The sequence below is a fragment of the Actinophytocola gossypii genome, assembly GCF_025165815.1.
In the GTDB taxonomy this organism is placed as follows: domain Bacteria; phylum Actinomycetota; class Actinomycetes; order Mycobacteriales; family Pseudonocardiaceae; genus Actinophytocola; species Actinophytocola gossypii.
The window spans coordinates 200240-220309 of record NZ_JAFFZE010000009.1; the positions used below are offsets into that span (position 1 = coordinate 200240).

Below are 20070 nucleotides of genomic sequence, written 5' to 3' on the forward strand. Positions count from 1 at the left end.
TTGTCTCAGCTCCCTGTCGAGCTCGCGGCCTTCAGCTGCCCGCCGACGGTGTCGAGCAGCTCTTCCCATGACTTCTCGAACTTGTCTACGCCCTCGTTCTCGAGTGTCAGGAAAACGTCGGTGATGTCGATGCCCACGTTCGCCAGGTCGTCGAACACCTGCTGCGCCTCGGCCGCGGTGCCGGTGACCGTGTCGCCGCGCAGCACGCTGTGCTCGGCGGCCGCGTGCAGCGTGGCCTCCGGCATCGTGTTCACCGTGTCGGCGACGACCAGCTCGTCGACGTAGAGGGTGGGGGAGTAGTCCGGGTTCTTCACCCCGGTCGACGCCCACAGTGGACGCTGCGGCTTGGCGCCGTCGTTCACCAGGGCGTTCCACCGGTCGCCGGTGAAGAACTCCTGGAACGCGGCGTAGGCCAGGCGCGCGTTGGCCACGGCCGCCTTGCCGCGCAACGCCTTCGCCTCGTCGGTGGCGAGCGCGTCCAGTCGCTTGTCGACCTCGGTGTCCACACGGGACACGAAGAACGAGGCGACCGAGACCAGTGTGGACACGTCGTGCCCGTTGGCCTTGGCCTGCTCCAGCCCGTCCACGAACGCGGCCATGACCTCCCGGTACCGCTCGACCGAGAAGATCAGCGTGACGTTGACGCTGACGCCCTCGGCGAGCGTGCGGGTGATCGCCGGCAGGCCGGCCGAGGTGGCCGGGATCTTCACCAGCAGGTTCGGCCGGTCGACGGTCTTCCACAGGTCGAGCGCCTCGGCGACCGTCTTGTCGGTCTCGTGCGCCAGCCGGGGGTCGACCTCGATCGACACCCGGCCGTCGACGCCGCCGGTGGCCTGCCACACGTCCCGGAACAGGTCGCAGGCGTTGCGGATGTCGGTGGTGGTGATCTCGCGCACGGCGGCGTCCAGCGACGCGCCGCGGGCGGCCAGGTCGCGGACCTGCTCGTCGTAGTCGGCCGCCTCGGACACCGCCTTGGCGAAGATCGTCGGGTTGCTGGTGACGCCGACCACGTGCTTGTCGCGGATCAGCCCCGCGAGGTTGCCGGAGTTGAGCCGGCGCCGGGAGACGTCGTCCAGCCAGATGGACACGCCGGCGTCGGAAAGCTGGGCGAGCTTGTCGGTCATGATTGCCCTTCCAGTCGCTTGAGGGTGCGGCGCGCCGCCGACACGACCGCCTCCGAGGTGAACCCGAACTTCTCGAACAGGGTCTGGTAGTCGGCCGACGCGCCGAAGTGCTCGATGGAGACGACCTCGCCCGCGTCGCCGACGAACCGGTGCCACGGCTGCGCGATCCCGGCCTCGACCGCGACCCGCGCGCGCACGGTGGGCGGGATCACGCTGTCGCGGTAGGCCTGGTCCTGTGCGTCGAACCACTCCACCGACGGCATCGAAACCACCCTCGTGGCAACGCCGTCCGCCTCGAGGATCTTCCGTGCCTCGACCGCCATCTGCAGCTCGGAGCCGGTGGCGACGAGCACCACCTCGGGTACCCCGCCGGAGGCGTCCGCAAGCACGTACCCGCCGCGCTTGACCCCCTCGGCGGCCAGCTCCCGGGTGCCCTCCAGTACGGGCAGGTTCTGCCTGGTCAGCGCCATGCCGACCGGGTGGCTGGACTGTTCCAGCGTGGCCCGCCAGGCGGCCGCCGTCTCGTTGGCGTCACCCGGTCGGACGATCACCAGGTCGGGGATGGCACGCAGCGCGGCCAGGTGCTCGATCGGCTGGTGGGTCGGGCCGTCCTCGCCGAGGCCGATCGAGTCGTGCGTCCACACGTAGGTGACCGGCAGTTTCTGCAGCGCGGCCAGGCGCACCGGCGGTCGCATGTAGTCGCTGAACACCAGGAACGTCGCGCCGTACGGGCGGGTCGGGCCGTGCAGCACGATGCCGTTGAGGATCGAGCCCATCGCGTGCTCACGGACGCCGAAGTGCAGCGTGCGGCCGTAGGGCTGCGCGGTGAACTCCTTCGTGGTGGCACCGACCGGGCCGAACGAGTCGGCGCCCTTCATCGTGGTGTTGTTGGACTCGGCGAGGTCCGCGGAGCCACCCCACAGCTCGGGCAGCACGTCGGCCAGTGCGCTGAGCACCTCGCCGGACGCCTTGCGGGTGGCCGGGCCCTTCTCGGTGGGCTCCCAGGTGGGCAGGGCGTCGGCCCAGCCGTCCGGCAGCCGGTAGGCGGTGGCCCGGTCGAGGAGGGCCTTGCGCTCCGGGTTGGCGCGGGACCAGGCGTCGAACTCCACCTGCCACTCGGCGTGCGCCTGCTTGCCGCGCTCGACGACCATCCGGGTGTGCGTGAGCACCTTCTCCTCGACGACGAACTTCTGCTCCGGGTCGAAGCCGAGGATCTTCTTGACCTCGGCGACCTCCTCGTCGCCCAGCGCGGCGCCGTGCGCCTTGCCGGTGTTCATCTTGTTCGGCGCCGGGTAGCCGATCACCGTCTTGAGCAGGATGAACGACGGGCGCGTGGTCTCCCGCCTGGCGGCCTCGACGGCGGCCAGGATCGCGCTGACGTCCTCGCCGCCCTCGACGACCTGGACGTGCCAGCCGTAGGCCTCGTAGCGGGCGGCGGTGTCCTCGGAGAGGGCGATGTTGGTGTCGTCCTCGATGGAGATCTTGTTGTCGTCGTAGAAGACGATGAGGTTGCCCAGCTCCTGGCGGCCGGCGATCGAGGAGGCCTCGGACGAGACACCCTCCTCGATGTCGCCGTCCGAGCAGACGACGTAGATGTGGTGGTCGAAGACACTCTCGCCCGGCGCGGCGTCCGGATCGAACAGTCCGCGCTCGCGGCGGGCGGCCATCGCCATGCCGACCGCGGATGCGATGCCCTGGCCGAGCGGCCCGGTGGTGATCTCGACGCCTGCGGTGTGGCCGTGCTCCGGGTGGCCCGGGGTCAGCGAGCCCCACTTCCGGAGCGCCTCGATGTCCTCGATCTCCAGGCCGTAGCCGGACAGGAAGAGCTGCAGGTAGAGGGTGAGGCTGGAGTGGCCTGCGGAGAGCACGAACCGGTCCCGGCCGATCCAGTCCGGGTCGGTCGGGTCGTGGCGCATGACCCGCTGGTAGAGCGCGTAGGCGAGCGGGGCGAGGCTCATCGCGGTGCCGGGGTGACCGCTGCCGCGGTTCTGCACGGCGTCCGCGGCGAGGACGCGAATCGTGTCGACGGCACGCTTGTCGAGGTCGGTCCAGTCGTCCGGGACGCGCTGTGTGGTCAGTCGGGTGAGTTCGTCAGTACTGATGGACACGGAGTCAGGCTCCCATTTTCTCGGCGTTCCAAACGTGCGAGCCGCCCGCGTGTCGCGGAAGATCCACCGGGCGTCGTCCCCTCGTCGTCCCTCGTCAGGGACAGCCTAGTCAAAACCACCCGCGGGCGGCCGTCCATGGTCACGCGGCTACCATGCGAGGCGTTGCCGAACTGACCATGGGGAGCCACATGCCGCCGGTGAGCGCCGTCCGTGGTGCCGATCAAGGTGCCGCTCGTGGGCCGCGCCGTCGCAGGGACGTACTGCTGGCGTACGTCGCGCTGACGAAGCCGCGGATCATCGAACTCCTGCTGGTGACCACCGTGCCGGCGATGATGCTCGCGGAGCGTGGCGTCCCGTCGCCGTGGCTGGTGTTCGCCACGCTGTTCGGCGGCACGATGGCCGCGGCGTCCGCGAACGCCCTGAACTGCGTGGCCGACGCCGACATCGACGCGGTGATGAAGCGGACGTCGGCGCGGCCGCTGCCCAGGCATCAGGTGCCTCCTCGTCGCGCGCTCGTGTTCGGTGTGGTGCTGGGTGTGCTGTCGTTCGCCTGGCTGTGGCCGACGACGAACCTGTTGGCCGCGTGCCTGTCGGTGGCCGCCATCCTGTTCTACGTACTGATCTACACAATGGTTCTGAAGCGGCGCACCGCGCAGAACATCGTGTGGGGCGGGGCGGCCGGTTGCATGCCGGTGGTGATCGGGTGGTCGGCGGTGACCGGCGGTATCGAGTGGCCGGCACTGGTGATGTTCGGCGTGATCTTCTTCTGGACGCCGCCGCACTTCTGGGCGCTGGCGATGCGGTTCAAGGAGGACTACGCACGGGCCGGCGTGCCGATGCTGCCGGTGGTCACCACGGCGCAGCGGGTGGCGCGGCAGATCCTCACCTACTCGTGGGTGATGGTCGTGTGGACGCTGCTCCTCGTGCCCGCGACCGGCTGGATGTACACGGCGTTCGCGGTCGGCGTTGGTGCGTGGTTCCTCGTGGTCGCCCACCGCCTGTACGCGGCGGTCCGGCGCGGCGAGCCCGGCCAGCCGATGAAGCTGTTCCACATGTCGAACACGTACCTGACGCTGGTGTTCGTCGCCCTGGCCGTCGACTCGGCCCTGTCTCTCCCGGTCCTCGGCCTGCCGTTCTGACGTGACCAGCGGACCGGCTTCTGGAAGGTCACGGAGAGGTCACGCGAGGTGGTCGGCCCAGACGTGGGTTTCGGGGAGTAGGTCGGTGACCGGGACGGTGGTTGTCGCCACGGCAGCGGGTGCGGGCTACCTCGGCGGCGGGTCATCTAGGACGCTGAGGCGTGGGCGTTGACGGCGGCCAGCAGCTCGGTCACGTCGTGGTCGTCGAGGGACTCGCGGATGTGTTGCCAGAGCATCAGGTTCGTCGCCGCCCAGCGGGAGTACGTGGCGGCGGCCTCGGCGTTGTAGAAGTAGTAGCCCTCGTCGTGCTTGTCCTGTTGTTCGCCGACGATCTTGTCGGCCAGTTCGCGTAGGGTGATGCCGTTCTCGGCCAGGTAGCGGTGGGACAGCATGACGGGGGTCACCGGGAGCGCCTTGAACAGGGTGTCGGCGTCCGACAACGCCTGGGCTTCCAGGGAGATGTCCGGGCCGCGGTTGGCCATCTCGGCCTCGACGACGATGCGTTCGATCCACGCCGCCACGTCCTCGGCGACGCCGGCGTCGGCCAGGACGTCCTGGCGGAGCCTGCCACCGGCCGCGGCCGAGGAGTTGCGCCGGACCAGGTAGTTCACGTCGTGCACCAGCGCCGCCGTCTCGACCACGCTCACCTCCGCGCCGTTCGCCGTGGCGAAGCGCACCGCCTTGGCACGGACGAAGCTCACGTGGTGCCAGCCGTGGAACGGCAACCGCTTGGCGTAGTGCGCGCACAGGGTGCGTACCTGGGCGTCGACGATCGCGATCGCGGCCGCGGGCACGGCGGAGCGCACCGTCGCGGCGTTCTCGGTGTGCATGGCGTGCCTCCCCAACAACCGGGCCTCGAGGGGCGCGGTTGTGAAGAGATGGTAAACGCCGCGTGTGGGGTGTGTCTGCCTCCGAAGGCTCCCTTCAGCTCAGTCCGGATGGGTCACAGTCGTTTCGCCAGGTGCTCCAGCCTCGTCTCGACCGGCACGTGGCGGTGGCTCTCCTGGGTCTCCGGGTCGTAGGACAGGCTCCACGGCGTCACCTGGCGCGACTTCACCAGGAACGTCATCGTGCTCTCCGCCGCCCGGGGGATCCGGTGGAAGTCCGACGCCAGCAGCGAGCCGGAGGCGCCGACCGGACACGGCGTGCTCCGCACGAGCTCGGCCGCGTTGATCAGCTCGGTCCCCGGATGGATCGTCGCCGCGTAGCGTTCGTGCAGGTAGCCGCCACGCAGGATCGTCGTGCAGAAGTGGTAGCGGTGGTTGTGCACCGAGTCCGCGTAGCCCTGCCGCCAGTCCCGCTGCTCCTTGTACTCGTGCAGCCAGAACGTGAACGGCTCGTCGGGCCGGTCCCGCAGGCACCACGCGAAGTGCGTGGTCGTCTCCCTGGACCGCTTGATGACGGCCTCGGCCTGGTCGTTGGGTAGTTCGAGCAGGTGGTGTCGCAGGTTCATGCGCAGACCCGGCTGCTCGGCCCAGGTCCCGAACCACTTGTCGACACGGTCCCACTGCTGGGCCAGGTCGAACTCGGCCGTGCTCAGCTGCTCGGCCAGCTCGCCCAGGGCGGAAACCCGTAGGGGCACGGTTATCAGCTCCCCAATTCCGCGGTCACGGAGAACTCCCGGAGGAAGTTGTAGAACTCGGCGTTCAACTCCAGGAACTCCTCTTCGGTCAGTGTGGTCCCGGTGACCTTCTCGAACTCCGCGATGAACTCCTCGCGGGTCGTGTTCGGCGTGATCACCAGGTGCTGGGCGTGCCGCGACGCGGAAATGCGCACGAACTCCGCCCGTTCCATGGCGTAGATGAACGACCCCTCGGTGAACCGCAGCGTGCGCGGGTACTGACTGGTCGTCCTGGCATCGCTGTAGAGCGTCACCCAGACGCTCTCGTCGAAGATCTCCAACCGGTCGATCGGTGGGTCGGAGATCACCGTCACCTCCATCCTGGTGCACCTGCTCCGCGCCAGGTACAGGCCGACCAGACCGATTCGGATCTCCTCGAGCAGTTGGGCGTTGATCGTGTCGTGATCGACGTCGGCCGCCGACTGACGGATCAGATAACGCGCCCTACCGCTTATTCCGGACAGATTCCCGGGATCGGAGACCACCGCCCGGAACTCCCACTCCGCTCGCGACAACAGGAGTCGAGCGGCCGCGTGCCGCCCGGAGAAACCGCGGAACAGGTACTGCCGCGTGTTCTGCAGGTCCTGCATCATCAACCGGTTGAACACGGGGTTGGGTTCGGCCGTCGGCTCGAACACGTGCGTGGGGAAGAACTCCCGGTTCATCGATCGGTACTCGGCGGACAGGTCACGCAGCGCCTGGCGGCTTTCCTCGACGATCGGCGTGAGCATGGCCCGCTGGGTCGCGGTCGCGGTGATCAGGGTCTGGCCGAAGCCGACGATCGCGGAGACGAGGGTCCCGGTGGCCACGGCCGTGACCAGATTCTTCCCCGTCCCGGGAGCCATGGCGCTCGAGGCGACCATGGTCAGGCCCGATGTCACCAACAAGATCAGGAGTAGGAGGCCGGTTCTAGTCCAGAAGATCTCTTGGATCGGGTTCTTGCGGAGGCCTTTGCCTTCCGCGTTCAACGGGCACCACCTCCTTGAGCGACGCACCCCATCGGTCGAACGCGCTACGTATATGATCGAGTGCGGGCAGTAACTCTACCTCGCCGTTGTCCCAGGAGATATAGGCGAAAAGGGTGACCCGGAGCGGTTACCGTAGGCTCGCGAACCATGCGCAACGTGAGCAAGATCCTCGTCGTCGTGGCGGCGGCAGCGCTGACCGTCACCGGCTGTGTCAGCCAGGACCAGGCGTCCGACGAACCCCCGGGCGACACCCAGACGTTCTCCGAGCCGGCCGCGCCCGAGCGGTCCGCCGATCCGGACGCCCCCGAGTGCACGGCCGCCGACATCCAGGTCGAGGGCGCGCCGGGGGAGAAGCCGACGGTGACCCTGCCAGAGGACTGCTCCGCGCCGACCGAGCTGATCGTCGAGGACCTCGCGCCCGGCGACGGCCCCGAGGCCGCCGAGGGCGGCGCGATGCAGGCGCACTACGCGCTCACCGCGTGGTCCACCGGCGAGGAGGTCGAGGCCTCGTACGGCCAGTCCCCGCTGCCGATCGACTCCATCGGGGTCGGGATGATCGAGGCGTGGAACCAGGGCCTCGTCGGCATGCGCCAGGGCGGCCGGCGCCTGATCGTCGCCCCGCCGGACATGGCCTACGCCGGCTCCGGCAACGAGCTGCAGGACGAGACCCTGGTGTTCGTGGTCGACGCCGTCGAGATCACCGCACCCTGACCTGACGCGGCCGGCGGATCAGCCGGGGATGAGCAGCAGCTTCCCGGTGGTCCGCCGGCCCTCGAGGTCCTCGTGGGCGCGGCGGGCCTCGGCCAGCGGGTAGCGCCCGCCGATCCGCACGTTCAGCCGGCCGGCCGAGATGGCCGAGAACAGCTCGTCGCAGCGTCGGCGGAACTCCTCCGGCGTCGCGAGGTGGTGCGCCAGCGTGGGGCGGGTGAGGAACAGCGAGCCGCCCGCGTTGAGCCGCTGCGGGTCGACCGGCGGCACCGGGCCGCTGGACGCGCCGAACAGGGCCAGCATGCCGCGTGGCGCCAGGCAGGCCATGCTCCGGTCGAAGGTGTCCTTGCCGACGCCGTCGTAGACCGCCGCCACCCCCGCGCCGCCGGTGATCCGGTCCACCTCGTCGGCGAAGTCGGTCTCGGTGTAGCGGATCACCTCGTCGGCGCCCGCCTCCCGGGCCAGTGCCTCCTTCTCGGCGGTCGACACGGTGCCGATCACCCTGCCGCCGCGGGCCTTCGCGAGCTGGGTGAGCAGCAGCCCCACCCCGCCTGCCGCGGCGTGCACCAGCACGGTGTCGCCCGGCTTGACCGAGTAGGTGGAGGTGACCAGGTAGTGCGCGGTGAGGCCCTGCAGCATGGCCGCCGCCGCGGTCTCGTCCGTGACGTCGGCCGGCACCGGGAACGCCATGGCGGCCGACACGACCACCTGCCCGGCGTAGGACCCGGGTGCCTCGGCCCACGCGACGTGGTCACCGACGGCGAAACCGGTGACGTCCTCGCCGACCGCGGCGACCACGCCGGCGCCCTCCTTGCCGAGGGTGAACGGCAGGTCGACGGGGTAGATCCCACGCCGCTGATAGGTGTCGATGTAGTTCACGCCGGCGGCGCGCACGTCCACCAGCAACTCGCCGGCACCGGGCGTGCGCGGCTCCACCCGCGCGAGCTCCAGTACCTCCGGTCCGCCGTTGGCGCGCACCACTACCGCTTCGACCACGTCTCGTTCCTCCGCCTGGTCCAGGGAAACCTCCCCGGACCCTAGCGCGCGGCGGCCGTGCGTTTCGCGGCGAGCCGTTCTGGTTTGGGCCAGCGGACGTTGGTCGCCCAGCCGAACTTCTCGAAGATCCAGATGACCCGCGCGGAGATGTCGAGCTGGCCGCGCAGCACGCCGTGCCGGGCGCCGGTCGGGTCCGCGTGGTGGGAGTTGTGCCACGACTCGCCCATGGACAGCAGCGCCAGCGGCCAGAAGTTGGCGGCCTTGTCGCGGCTGGTGAACGGCCGGGAGCCCACCATGTGGCAGATCGAGTTCACCGACCAGGTCACGTGGTGCAGGAACGCGATGCGCACCAGGCCGCCCCAGAAGAACGCGGTGACCGCGCCCCACCAGGACATCGTGATCAGCCCGCCGAGCACGCCCGGCAGCGCGACGCTGACCACCGTCAGCGGGATGAACAGCCGGTCCACGGTGCGAATGTCGCGGTCGGCGAGCAGGTCAGGGGCGAACCGCTCGGAGTTGGTGACGTCCCGCTCGAACAGCCAGCCCATGTGCGCGTGCCAGAAGCCCTTGGCCAGGGCACGGGCGCTGGTGCCGAACAGCCAGGGGGAGTGCGGGTCGCCCTCGCGGTCGGAGAACGCGTGGTGGCGCCGGTGATCGGCGACCCAGGCGATGACCGAGCCCTGGGCGGCGAGCCCGCCGGCGACGGCGAGCGCGATGCGCAGCGGCCGGTTGGCCTTGAACGAGCCGTGGGTGAAGTAGCGGTGGTAGCCGACGGTCACGCCGAGCGCGGAGACCAGGTAGAACCCGGCGGCGACGCCGAGGTCGGTCCAGCCGAGGCCCCAACCCCAGGCCAGCGGAACGGCGGCGACCAGCGCGGTGAAGGGGACGAGGATGAACAGCTTGACGAGGAACGTCTCCGGCAGCGAGCGCCGGCGACCGATCAGCGGTTTCGGGGAATGTTTTTCGCGCGTGGGCGACAGGGTGGAGGTGATGGGTTCGATGACCTCGTATCTCGGCCGGGACGCGGCCTGTCAACGCGTTCCTACGGTTACGTAGCCGTAGGTTCGCCGTCCACGTTAGGTCGTCGGCGTCGCTTTCGCCACCAGCGGCCGGGCGACCCGGACCCCACACCACAGCGACGCGGTGGCGACGATCACGCACATCGCGCCGAGCACGTGCAGCGACACCAGCAGTTCCGGCACCCCGGTCCAGAACTGGACGAGCCCGATCGCGCCCTGGGCGACCACGACGGCGAGCAGGACCTGGTAGCGCCGCCACGGCGGGTTCGCGGTGCCGCGCAGCCAGAAGCCGACCAGCACCAGCGAGCCGAGGAACGTGTAGAGCATGGCCGCGTGCACGTGCGCCAGCGTCTCCACCGGCAGGTCGAACCGCGGGGTCTCCGGATCGCCGCCGTGTGGGCCGGCGCCGGTGACCATCGTGCCGGTGACGAGGACGCCGACGAGCAGCGCGGTCGGCACGTACAGCAGCCGGGGGCCGCGACCGGCCGGCTCCTGCCCGCGCGGCACGGCGTGCACCAGGAGCGTGGCCAGCCAGACCATGACCGTGGAGGCCAGCAGGTGGATGGCCACGGTCCACCAGAGCAGGTCCAGCCGGACGGTGATCCCGCCGATGGCGGCCTGGACGACGACGCCGACGGGCATGGCGAGCGCCAGGCGCAGGTACCGCTTGTCGCGGGGCCGGTGCAGGTAGGCGAGCACGAACGCGGCTCCGGCGATGATCCCGACGAGCCCGGTGAACAGGCGGTTGCCGAACTCGATCCACTGGTTCAGCATCGCGAACTCGGGGTGCTCGACGGGCACCATGCTGCCGTCGTGGCACTGCGGCCAGGTCGGGCAGCCGAGCCCGGAGCCGGTGACCCGGACGATGGCCCCGGTCATGGCGATCAGCGCCTGCGTCGCGACCACCGCGATCGCGACGCCGACCTGGAGCCGGTAGCTGGGGGTGGGCAGCCGGTCGATCCGGGCCTTCAGCGATGCGAACGACACCAGACGATGGTATGGAAGCGACCCGGTGCCACCGGTCGCGGGTACCGCCACGTACCCGCCACCCGCGACGGGAGCGTACGACTCGCGCGACGGGAGCGTACGACTCGCGGGGTCAGGCGAGTTTGGTGGTGCGGGTGGCCAGGGCGCCTGCCGCGCCGCCCCAGGCCAGGAGGGTGGCGAAGACGGTCCAGTGGGGGGCGGTGCCGTCGGTGAGGGCGGTGTGCAGGCCCTCGGCCAGGGCACCGGACGGGAGGAACGTCACGATGTCGGCGAGCGGGCCGGGCATGGAACTCGCCGGGACGGCGATGCCGCCGGCCAGCAGGAGCACGAACCACACCAGGTTCGCCAGGGCCAGGACGATCTCGGCCTTGAGGGCGCCGCCGAGCAGGACGCCGAGGGCGCCGAAGGACAGGGTGCCGAGCACCACCAGCAGGACGGCCCAGACGATGCCGGTCGCGGAGGGGGACCAGCCGAGGGCGGCGGCCACCACGCCGAGTACGACCAGTTGGACGGCGACCACGACGAACGCGGCGCTCGTGCGGCCCGCGAGCAGCAGCCAGCGGGGCAGTGCGGTCGCGGCGAGCCGTTTCACCACGCCGTAGCGGCGGTCGAAGCCGAGGGCGATCGCCTGGCCGGTGAACGCGGACGACATCACCGCCAGCGCGAAGATCCGCGGTGCCACCGAGTCGACCCTCGGCTCGGGCAGCGAGAAGATCGTCAGCAGGGTCAGGCCAACCAGCAACGCCAGCGGGATCAGCAGCGTCAGCAGGATCTGCTCGCTGTTGCGCAGCGTCAGCACCGCCTCGGTGCGCGCGTGCGTGGCCAACATCCGGCCGACCCGGCCACGTCCTGGCGCGGGCGCGAACGTCCCGGCGGGGAAGGTGGTCACCGCAGCTCCCGTCCCGTCAGCTCGAGGAACACGTCCTCCAGGCTCCGCCTGCCGACGTGCAGTTCCTCGGCCAGCACGCCCTGCCGCGCGCACCACGCGGTCACCGCCGACACCACCTGCGGGTCCACCCGCCCGGACAGCTGGTACGCGCCAGGCGACGGCTCGTCGATCCGGCAGCCGTTCGGCAGCGCGGCGCACAGCTCGCTGGTGTCCAGCCCCGGTGTGGCCCGGAAACGCAGCCGTGCCGCGTCCGGCTGCTCGGCGGTGAGCTGCCGCGGGCTGCCCTCGGCCACCACCCGGCCCTTGTCGATGATCACCACGTGGTCGGCCAGCTCCTCGGCCTCCTCCATCACGTGCGTGGTGAGCAGCACGCTGACGCCGTCGGCCCGCAGCGCGGCCACCAGCTCCCACACCAGCCGCCTGGCCTGCGGGTCCAGCCCGGCCGTCGGCTCGTCCAGGAACACCAGCTCCGGGCGGCCCACCAGCGCGCACGCCAGCGACAGCCGCTGCTGCTGGCCCCCGGAGAGCCGCTTGTACGGGGTGCGGCGGGCCGACTCCAGGCCGAGCACGTCCAGCAGCCAGGCCGGGGACAGCGGGTTCGCCGCGCACGCCGCGACCAGCGTCAGCATCTCCTCCGCGCGCACCCCCGGGTAGGCGCCGCCGCCCTGCGGCATCACGCCGACGCGCGGGCGCAGCCGGTCACCGCTGGTCGCCGGGTCGAGGCCGAGCACACGCACCGAGCCGGCGTCGCGGCGCAGGAAGCCCTCGCAGATCTCCACCGTGGTCGTCTTGCCCGCGCCGTTCGGGCCGAGCAGCGCGAGCACCGTGCCCTGGTCCAGTCGCAGGCTCAGGCCATCCACCGCGGTCGTCGGGCCGAAGCGCTTGACCAGTCCCGAGACGTCCACGGCTGGGACAGGGGTGGCACTCACGGCACTAAGGCTATGACGTGGCCGTTCGGCGGCGGACCCGGGTCGCGGCCGGTCTCGCCCGACGGTGCTGCCGAACGCCCGGTCACACGCCGACGGGAAAACGAGGAAATCGTCCGGGACGTATTCCCATCGAGCCCGGGAATATAGCCGACTACCCGGTGATCGATATCGCTCTAGGATTCGTGGTCAAACCACGTCCGCTGTTGCAACGGAGTAGTTCATGCCAACAATGGATCGCCGCGCTTTGCTGCGGAATATGGGCCGATTTGCCGTGGTAGCCGGAGTTGGTGCGGCCGGAACCACGGCCGGAACCACGGTCGGCCGCGGTAGTGCGGAAGGGTTGCGGCAACGGCACGAGCGGTCCGCGACCATTGTCGGAACGCCGCAGATGACGGTGCTCACCGATCTTCCGAGCGCTGCTCCGGGAAATATTTACTACACTTCCCAGGGGCTGATCGTGGCCGACCGGCACGGAACGACGACACAGCACCGGCCGGCAACCTACATGAACGCCGATTTCCGGATGCAGAACTACCAGGGCAACAAGGTGCTGACCTGGTGGGAGGTGGTACCCGACCAGCGGATCGGCGGTCGGGCCAACGTGTCCGACATGTCGTTCGACATCAAACACTCGGTCGATGAGGTCAGCCCGGGGTGGCGCCCGGACCTGCACGAGTTCCTCATCAGCCCGTGGAACACCGGGTTGCACTGCGTCTACCAGCCGATCCCGTACGACCTGCGTCCGGTTGGCGGTGAGCAGGACGGCGTCCTGTACGACTCGCTGGTGGTGGAGGTGGACCTCGCCAGCCAGCAGGTGCTGCGGTCGTGGCGGGCCAGCGACCACATCCCGATCACGGACAGCTACTGGTCACCGGAGCCGAACGAGCTCAACGACTTCGGCTTCGACTACTTCCACATCAACTCGATCTTCCCGGTCGACAGGGACCACATGCTGATCTCCGCACGGCACACCTGTGCGGTGTACAAGATCAACCTCCGGACCGGCCGGGTCGTGTGGCAGATGGGCGGCAAGCGCAGCGACTTCGGCATCGATCGGGACGTCTCGTTCACCTGGCAGCACGATGCGCAGATGGTGAGCCCGCACACGATGCGGCTGTTCGACAACGCGAGCAACGGGGAAACCGTCGACCGGCCGAGCAGCCGGGTGATCTGGCTTCATGTCGACGAGCGAAAAGGCAGGGTGAGCCTCAAGCGCGAGGTGGTTCACCCCGAGGGCATCTCCAGCTTCGCGGCGGGCAATTGCCATGGACTGCCGAACGGGAACACGTTCGTCGGCTGGGGAATCGAGCCACGGATGTCCGAGTTCGACCCCGCGGGCAACCTGGTGTTCGACGCGAAGCTGCCCGCGTTCAGCTACCGCTCATATCGAATCGCCGGTTGACGGTAGGCGTGAGCTGGGCGAGTCCGGGTGGCTCGCCCAGCTCACGAACACCGCGGGACGTCGACCCTAACCGGCGACACCGACGGTTTCCGGTCGTCGCCGCAGGTTGGTCGGGATGTGCCGCCTGACCACGAACAACGCAAGGGCGACGACGATCACCGCCCCCGCGTAGGCGTACGGGAGCTGGTAGGCCCGGCCGTCGAACGTGCTGCCCGTCGGTGGCAGCGCGACGGCGAACCCGGCGCTGATCGCGGTGGCCATCGTGCGGAACCGGATGTCGCCTGCCGCCACCGCCAGCGGCAGCGCCGCCCACAGCAGGTACCACGGCTGCACGGTCGCCCCGAACACCAGCACCGCACCCAGCGCCGCGCCGAGCCCGATCATCGGCCGCAGCCGCCACCTCAGGCTGTCCAGCAGCAGCTTCGCGGCCAGCAGCGGCCCGAGCAGCGTGCCGACCATCCGGCTGACCGTGATCGCCGCGTCGATGTGGTTGCCGAGCCCGAGCAGGATGCCGAGCCCGCCCGCGCCGAAGCCGAGCGCGGTCATCGGGGCCATCCACGACTTCACCGCGCTCGCCGTGTTCAGCGTCGACACCCAGCCGTAGCCGAGGCCGCTGCCGAGCGACGTGATCGTCAGCACGGAGAGGAAGACCACCGCCAGCCCGCCGGCCACGCCCAACACGTGTTTCCACCGGCCGCCGAGCCGTCTGGCGATCATCACGCCGAGGAACCCGAGGGCCAGCGCGGCGGGGATCTTCACCGCCGCGCCCAGCGTGATCACCGCGGCGCCGATGCCGTACCAGAGCAGCTCGCCGGACTGCCACGGCGGGAACGGCCCGCCCGGCCGGGTGCGGGGCATCCCGCGCAGCGCCAGCTCGACGCCGACCAGCATCAGGCCGATGGCCAGCGACTCGTTGTGGATGCCGACGACCAGGTGGAACAGCACCAGCGGGTTCGCCGCGCCCAGCCACAGCGCGCTCACCGGGTTGATGCCGAAGCGCCTGGCCAGCCGGGGCAGCGCCCACACGATCATCGCGAACCCGACCAGGGCGAGCAGCCGGTGGAACGCGACCCCCATCACCACGTGGTTGCCGGTGATCCAGTTGATGGCCTTGCCCACGGTCAGGAACAGCGGTCCGTAAGGCGACGGCGTCTCCCGCCACATCGTCGGCACGCCCCTGGTCAGGTCGTCGTCGATGCCGAGGCCCTCGGCCGGGCCGACCGTGTACGGGTCGAGGCCCCTGGCGGCGATCTCGCTCTGCGCCAGGTAGCTGTAGACGTCCTTGGAGAACATCGGGACCGTGAACACCAGCGGCGTGGTCCACATCGCCAGGGTCCTGCCCATCTGCGGCAGCGACACCATCCGCGCCCGGCCCGGCAGCGACAGCCGCCCCAGGGCCAGCCAGGCGAGCACGATCATGAACACGCCGGTGAACGCGATGGTCAGCGACACCGTGGTCATCCGGCTGAACATGCCGAGCACCGGGAGCCGCCACACCGGGTTGAACACCGGCGCCGCGCCAGCTCCCAGCGAGCCGACGGCCAGCAACAGCGCGCCGATCGTGCCGAACCGCCGGATCACGTCCAGCTGGCGTCGCTCGCGCGTGTCCAGCGGGCCGGCGGGGTCAACCACCCGCTCGTCCACCTCATCACGCACCGTGTCTCCCGCCACCAGGGAAGCGTATCCACCCCGATGAGTGGTGAGCCCGCTCACCTCGACCGGCCCCGTCTTTGCCGTCCATCCGGAAATAGGACACACTGGTGTTGTGAAAAACGAGCAGCAGCTCACCGAGGGCCGCACCAGGCATGGTGTGGCGCGGTTGCTGCTGCAGGAGGGCCCGATCACGGCGGCCGCGGTCGCCGAGACGCTCGGGCTCAGCCCGGCGGCCGTACGCCGGCATCTCGACACCCTCGTCGCCAACGGTGAGGCGGAGTTCCGCGACGCGCCCCGGCGCGGTCAGCGGGGCCGCGGGCGGCCGGCCAAGCTGTGGCTGCTCACCGAGACCGGACGGGCCAGGTTCGGCCACGCCTACGACGACCTCGCCATCGCGGCGATCCGGTTCGTCGCCGAGGGTGGGGGCGAGTCCGCCGTCCGGGAGTTCGCCGAGCGTCGGGTGGCCTCCCTGGTCGACCCGCACCGTCCGTCGGTCACCGACAAGACGGAGCTGGCCGAGCGGGCGAAGGCCCTCGCGGCCGCGCTCACGAGAGAGGGATACGCTGCGTCGACGCGGCGGGTCGGGACAGGGGAGCAGCTGTGTCAGCACCACTGCCCGGTGGCCCACGTCGCCGCGGAGTTCCCCCAGCTGTGCGAGGTCGAGACGGAGGTCTTCGCCGACCTGCTCGGCACACACGTACAGCGGCTCTCGACCATCGCGCGCGGGGACGCCGCGTGCACCACACACGTACCGCTCGGCGGCTCCGAACACGCCGATCAGGCACGCACCACCACGACCGAAGGGACGCCTTCATGACTTCCGCCCCGGAGCGCGCGGGTTCGCCGCCGCTGACCCAGGAGGAGACCCTCGCCACGCTGGGCAAGTACCAGTTCGGCTGGGCCGACTCCGACGTCGCCGGTTCCAGTGCGCAGCGCGGCCTGTCCGAGGCCGTCGTCAGGGACATCTCCGCCAAGAAGGGCGAGCCCGAGTGGATGCTCGAGTCCCGCCTCAAGGCGCTGCGGCTGTTCGACCGCAAGCCGATGCCGAACTGGGGCGCCGACCTGTCCGGCATCGACTTCGACGCCATCAAGTACTTCGTGCGCTCCACCGAGAAGCAGGCCCAGAGCTGGGAGGACCTGCCCGAGGACATCAAGAACACCTACGACAAGCTGGGCATCCCGGAGGCCGAGAAGGCCCGCCTGGTGGCCGGCGTCGCCGCCCAGTACGAGTCCGAGGTGGTCTACCACAAGATCAACGAGGAGCTCGAGAAGCAGGGCGTGATCTTCCTCGACACCGACACCGCGCTCAAGGAGCACCCGGAGCTGTTCGAGGAGTACTACGGCTCGGTCATCCCGCACGGTGACAACAAGTTCTCCGCGCTCAACGGTGCCGTGTGGTCCGGCGGCTCGTTCATCTACGTGCCGAAGGGCGTGCACGTGGAGATCCCGCTGCAGGCCTACTTCCGGATCAACACCGAGAACATGGGCCAGTTCGAGCGGACCCTGATCATCGTCGACGAGGGCGCCTACGTGCACTACGTCGAGGGCTGCACCGCGCCGATCTACTCGTCGGACTCGCTGCACTCCGCGGTCGTCGAGATCGTCGTCAAGAAGGGCGGCCGCTGCCGGTACACGACCATCCAGAACTGGTCGAACAACGTCTACAACCTGGTCACCAAGCGCGCCAAGGCCGAAGAGGGCGCGACCATGGAGTGGATCGACGGCAACATCGGCTCCAAGGTCACCATGAAGTACCCGTCGGTGTTCCTGATGGGCGAGCACGCCAAGGGCGAGGTCCTGTCGATCGCGTTCGCCGGCGAGGGCCAGCACCAGGACGCGGGCGCCAAGATGGAGCACCTCGCGCCGCACACCTCCTCGACGATCGTGTCGAAGTCGGTGGCCCGCGGTGGCGGCCGGACCTCCTACCGAGGCCTGGTCAAGGTGGCCAAGCGGGCGCACCACGCGGCGTCCACGGTGAAGTGCGACGCGCTGCTGGTCGACCAGATCAGCCGCAGCGACACCTACCCGTACGTGGACATCCGCACCGACGACGTGTCCATGGGCCACGAGGCGACCGTCTCGAAGGTCAGCGAGGACCAGCTGTTCTACCTGATGTCCCGCGGCCTGACCGAGGACGAGGCGATGGCGATGGTCGTGCGCGGCTTCGTCGAGCCGATCGCCCGCGAGCTGCCCATGGAGTACGCGCTGGAACTGAACCGGCTCATCGAGCTGCAGATGGAAGGGGCCGTCGGCTAAATGAGCCAGGCTGTTGCACAGACACCCCACTCGCACGGGGCGGTCGTCCCCGCGTCCTCCCGGGCCGAGCAGTTCGCCTCGTTCGACGTCGAGGCGTTCGAGGTCCCGGGTGGGCGTGAGGAGATCTGGCGCTTCACGCCGATGAAGCGCCTCCGCGGGCTGCACGACGGCACCGCGGTCGCCACCGGCTCGCTGTCGGTCGAGGTCGACGGTGCCGACGTGCGCGTCGAGACCGTCGGCCGCGACGACGACCGGCTCGGCCAGGCGGGCACGCCGGCCGACCGGATCGCGGCCCAGGCGTACACGTCGTTCACCGAGGCCACGGTCATCACCGTGCCCAAGGAGGTCCAGGCTGGCGTCACCACGGTGACCGTCACCGGGCCGGGCGAGGGCCAGGTCGCCTACGGGCACCTGCAGGTGCGGGCCGAGCAGTTCGCCGAGGCCGTCGTGGTGCTCGACCACCGGGGCAGCGGCACCGTCGCCGACAACGTGGAGATCCTGGTCGCCGACGGCGCCAAGCTCACCGTGGTCAGCGTGCACGACTGGGCCGACGACGCGGTGCAGGTCTCCGCGCACCACACGAAGCTCGGCCGGGACGCGACCCTGCGCCACCACCTCGTGGCGCTCGGCGGCGACCTGGTCCGGGTCAGCCCGACCGTGACCTACGCCGGCCCGGGCGGCGACGCCGAGCTGAACGGCCTGTACTTCGCCGACGCCGGCCAGCACATGGAGCTGCGCACCTTCGCCGACCACGCCCAGCCGAACTGCAAGTCGAACGTGGTCTACAAGGGCGCGCTGCAGGGCGACGACGCCAGGACGGTCTGGATCGGCGACGTGCTGATCCGCGCGGCCGCCGAGGGCACCGAGACCTTCGAGCTGAACCGGAACCTGGTGCTCACCGAGGGCGCCCGCGCCGACTCGGTGCCGAACCTGGAGATCGAGACCGGCGAGATCGCCGGCGCCGGTCACGCCAGCGCCACCGGCCGGTTCGACGACGAGCAGCTGTTCTACCTGCGGGCCCGCGGCATCCCGGAGGGGGTGGCGCGCCGGCTGGTCGTGCGTGGCTTCTTCCACGAGCTGCTGATGAAGATCGGCGTTCCGGAGATCCGGGAGCGGCTGGAAGCGGCCATCGAGGCGGAGCTCGAGGCGGTCGGGGCATGAGTCGCGCGTGTGCGCTGTCCGACCTGGACGAGGGCAAGCCGATCGGCGTCGAGGTCGACGGCGAGCCGGTCGTGCTCGTGCGCCAGGGCGAGACCGTGCACGCGCTGCGCGACGAGTGCTCGCACGCCACGTTGCAGCTGTCCGAGGGCGAGCTGACCCGCAAGGGCATCGAGTGCTGGCTGCACGGGTCGTGCTTCGACCTGCGTACCGGGGAGCCGTCCTCCCCGCCGGCCACCGAGCCGGTCGACGTGTTCCCGGTCGAGATCCGCGACGGTGAGGTCCACGTGGACGTCACCACCACCACGAACTGAACTTCTGAGGAGAAAGCAAGAGATGGCCACGCTGGAGATCAGGGATCTGCACGTCTCGGTCACCACCGACGAGACCGCCAAGGAGATCCTGTCCGGGGTCGACCTGACGATCAACTCGGGCGAGACGCACGCGATCATGGGCCCGAACGGGTCCGGCAAGTCCACGCTGTCCTACGCCGTCGCCGGCCACCCCAAGTACGAGGTGACCTCCGGCTCGGTGACCCTGGACGGCGAGGACGTCCTGGAGATGTCGGTCGACGAGCGCGCCCGCGCCGGTCTGTTCCTCGCCATGCAGTACCCGGTCGAGGTGCCCGGCGTGTCGATGTCGAACTTCCTGCGCACCGCCGCGACCTCGGTCCGGGGTGAGGCGCCGAAGCTGCGGCACTGGGTCAAGGAGGTCAAGGAGGCCATGGCCGACCTCGACATCGACCCGGCGTTCGCCGAGCGCTCGGTGAACGAGGGCTTCTCCGGCGGTGAGAAGAAGCGCCACGAGATCCTGCAGCTCGCGCTGCTCCGGCCGAAGATCGCGATCCTGGACGAGACCGACTCCGGCCTGGACGTCGACGCGCTGCGCGTGGTCTCCGAGGGCATCAACCGGGTCCGGGAGGGCGGCGAGGTCGGCATCATGCTGATCACCCACTACACCCGGATCCTGCGGCACATCACGCCGGACTTCGTGCACGTGTTCGCCGGCGGCCGGATCGTCGAGTCCGGCGGATCCGAGCTGGCCGACCAGCTCGAGGAGCACGGCTACGTCCGCTTCACCGGCAAGCAGGAGCCGGCCGCGATCGGCTGAGAA

19 protein-coding genes are annotated in these 20070 nt (G+C 70.0%); 8 read left to right on the forward strand and 11 right to left on the reverse strand.

Features of this window, described 5'->3' with window-relative positions; genetic code table 11:
* Positions 1–5: 5 nt before the first annotated feature.
* Positions 6–1127: a transaldolase gene (gene tal / locus JT362_RS09235; RefSeq protein WP_260191032.1), complete on the reverse strand. Its 1122-nt coding sequence runs from the start codon at positions 1125–1127 to the stop codon at positions 6–8.
* On the reverse strand, positions 1121–3232 hold the full coding sequence (gene tkt, locus JT362_RS09240; protein WP_260190654.1) for a transketolase: 2112 nt from the start codon (positions 3230–3232) through the stop codon (positions 1121–1123). The genes tal and tkt overlap by 7 nt, the downstream gene beginning before the upstream one ends.
* Before the next feature lie 188 nt (positions 3233–3420).
* Between tkt and JT362_RS09245 the strand changes: the two genes are divergently transcribed.
* Positions 3421–4371, forward strand: a complete 951-nt coding sequence (locus tag JT362_RS09245) for a heme o synthase (RefSeq protein WP_260190655.1) — start codon at positions 3421–3423, stop codon at positions 4369–4371.
* Positions 4372–4517: 146 nt separating this feature from the next.
* On the opposite strand, the gene JT362_RS09250 is transcribed toward JT362_RS09245, so the two are convergent.
* The 3 genes from JT362_RS09250 to JT362_RS09260 form a co-directional block, all read right to left on the reverse strand.
* On the reverse strand, positions 4518–5201 hold the full coding sequence (locus tag JT362_RS09250) for an HD domain-containing protein (protein ID WP_260190656.1): 684 nt from the start codon (positions 5199–5201) through the stop codon (positions 4518–4520).
* Between the two features lie 113 nt (positions 5202–5314).
* Entirely contained in the window at positions 5315–5953 is a 639-nt protein-coding gene (locus JT362_RS09255; RefSeq protein WP_260190657.1) for a hypothetical protein, read from the reverse strand.
* A gap of 5 nt (positions 5954–5958) precedes the next feature.
* Complete coding sequence (locus JT362_RS09260) at positions 5959–6960, reverse strand: hypothetical protein (RefSeq protein ID WP_260190658.1); 1002 nt, start codon at positions 6958–6960, stop codon at positions 5959–5961.
* 147 nt (positions 6961–7107) lie between these two features.
* Between JT362_RS09260 and JT362_RS09265 the strand changes: the two genes are divergently transcribed.
* The gene (locus tag JT362_RS09265; protein ID WP_260190660.1) at positions 7108–7671 is read left to right on the forward strand and encodes an FKBP-type peptidyl-prolyl cis-trans isomerase; all 564 of its coding nucleotides are present in this window, start codon (positions 7108–7110) and stop codon (positions 7669–7671) included.
* 18 nt (positions 7672–7689) lie between these two features.
* On the opposite strand, the gene JT362_RS09270 is transcribed toward JT362_RS09265, so the two are convergent.
* The 5 genes from JT362_RS09270 to JT362_RS09290 all read right to left on the reverse strand — a co-directional run bounded on the left by JT362_RS09270 (position 7690) and on the right by JT362_RS09290 (position 12488).
* Entirely contained in the window at positions 7690–8664 is a 975-nt protein-coding gene (locus JT362_RS09270; protein WP_260190661.1) for a quinone oxidoreductase family protein, read from the reverse strand.
* Positions 8665–8705: 41 nt separating this feature from the next.
* Entirely contained in the window at positions 8706–9656 is a 951-nt protein-coding gene (locus tag JT362_RS09275; RefSeq protein WP_260191033.1) for an acyl-CoA desaturase, read from the reverse strand.
* An 84-nt stretch (positions 9657–9740) separates the two neighbouring features.
* Positions 9741–10670, reverse strand: coding sequence for a COX15/CtaA family protein (locus JT362_RS09280; protein WP_260190663.1), 930 nt, complete (start codon positions 10668–10670; stop codon positions 9741–9743).
* A gap of 112 nt (positions 10671–10782) precedes the next feature.
* The gene (locus JT362_RS09285) at positions 10783–11499 is read right to left on the reverse strand and encodes an ABC transporter permease (RefSeq protein ID WP_260191034.1); all 717 of its coding nucleotides are present in this window, start codon (positions 11497–11499) and stop codon (positions 10783–10785) included.
* A 56-nt stretch (positions 11500–11555) separates the two neighbouring features.
* Entirely contained in the window at positions 11556–12488 is a 933-nt protein-coding gene (locus tag JT362_RS09290; RefSeq protein ID WP_260190664.1) for an ABC transporter ATP-binding protein, read from the reverse strand.
* A gap of 220 nt (positions 12489–12708) precedes the next feature.
* Here JT362_RS09290 and JT362_RS09295 point away from each other — a divergent pair, with 220 nt between their 5' ends.
* Positions 12709–13890: an arylsulfotransferase family protein gene (locus JT362_RS09295; RefSeq protein WP_260190665.1), complete on the forward strand. Its 1182-nt coding sequence runs from the start codon at positions 12709–12711 to the stop codon at positions 13888–13890.
* Between the two features lie 66 nt (positions 13891–13956).
* On the opposite strand, the gene mptB is transcribed toward JT362_RS09295, so the two are convergent.
* A complete protein-coding gene (gene mptB, locus JT362_RS09300) occupies positions 13957–15546 on the reverse strand; it encodes a polyprenol phosphomannose-dependent alpha 1,6 mannosyltransferase MptB (RefSeq protein WP_260190667.1) in 1590 nt (529 codons plus the stop codon).
* 109 nt (positions 15547–15655) lie between these two features.
* On the opposite strand from mptB, the gene JT362_RS09305 reads away from it, so the two are divergent.
* From JT362_RS09305 to sufC, 5 genes are read left to right on the forward strand one after another with little or no spacing between them, the layout of a single operon-like run.
* On the forward strand, positions 15656–16360 hold the full coding sequence (locus tag JT362_RS09305) for a helix-turn-helix transcriptional regulator (protein ID WP_260190669.1): 705 nt from the start codon (positions 15656–15658) through the stop codon (positions 16358–16360).
* Positions 16357–17799, forward strand: a complete 1443-nt coding sequence (gene sufB / locus JT362_RS09310) for a Fe-S cluster assembly protein SufB (protein WP_260190670.1) — start codon at positions 16357–16359, stop codon at positions 17797–17799. Before JT362_RS09305 ends, sufB begins: the two co-directional genes overlap by 4 nt.
* Positions 17800–18960: a Fe-S cluster assembly protein SufD gene (gene sufD / locus JT362_RS09315; protein ID WP_260190671.1), complete on the forward strand. Its 1161-nt coding sequence runs from the start codon at positions 17800–17802 to the stop codon at positions 18958–18960.
* Positions 18957–19271, forward strand: coding sequence for a non-heme iron oxygenase ferredoxin subunit (locus tag JT362_RS09320; protein ID WP_260190672.1), 315 nt, complete (start codon positions 18957–18959; stop codon positions 19269–19271). The genes sufD and JT362_RS09320 overlap by 4 nt, the downstream gene beginning before the upstream one ends.
* Positions 19272–19293: 22 nt before the next feature.
* Complete coding sequence (sufC, locus tag JT362_RS09325) at positions 19294–20067, forward strand: Fe-S cluster assembly ATPase SufC (protein ID WP_260190673.1); 774 nt, start codon at positions 19294–19296, stop codon at positions 20065–20067.
* Positions 20068–20070: the final 3 nt, after the last annotated feature.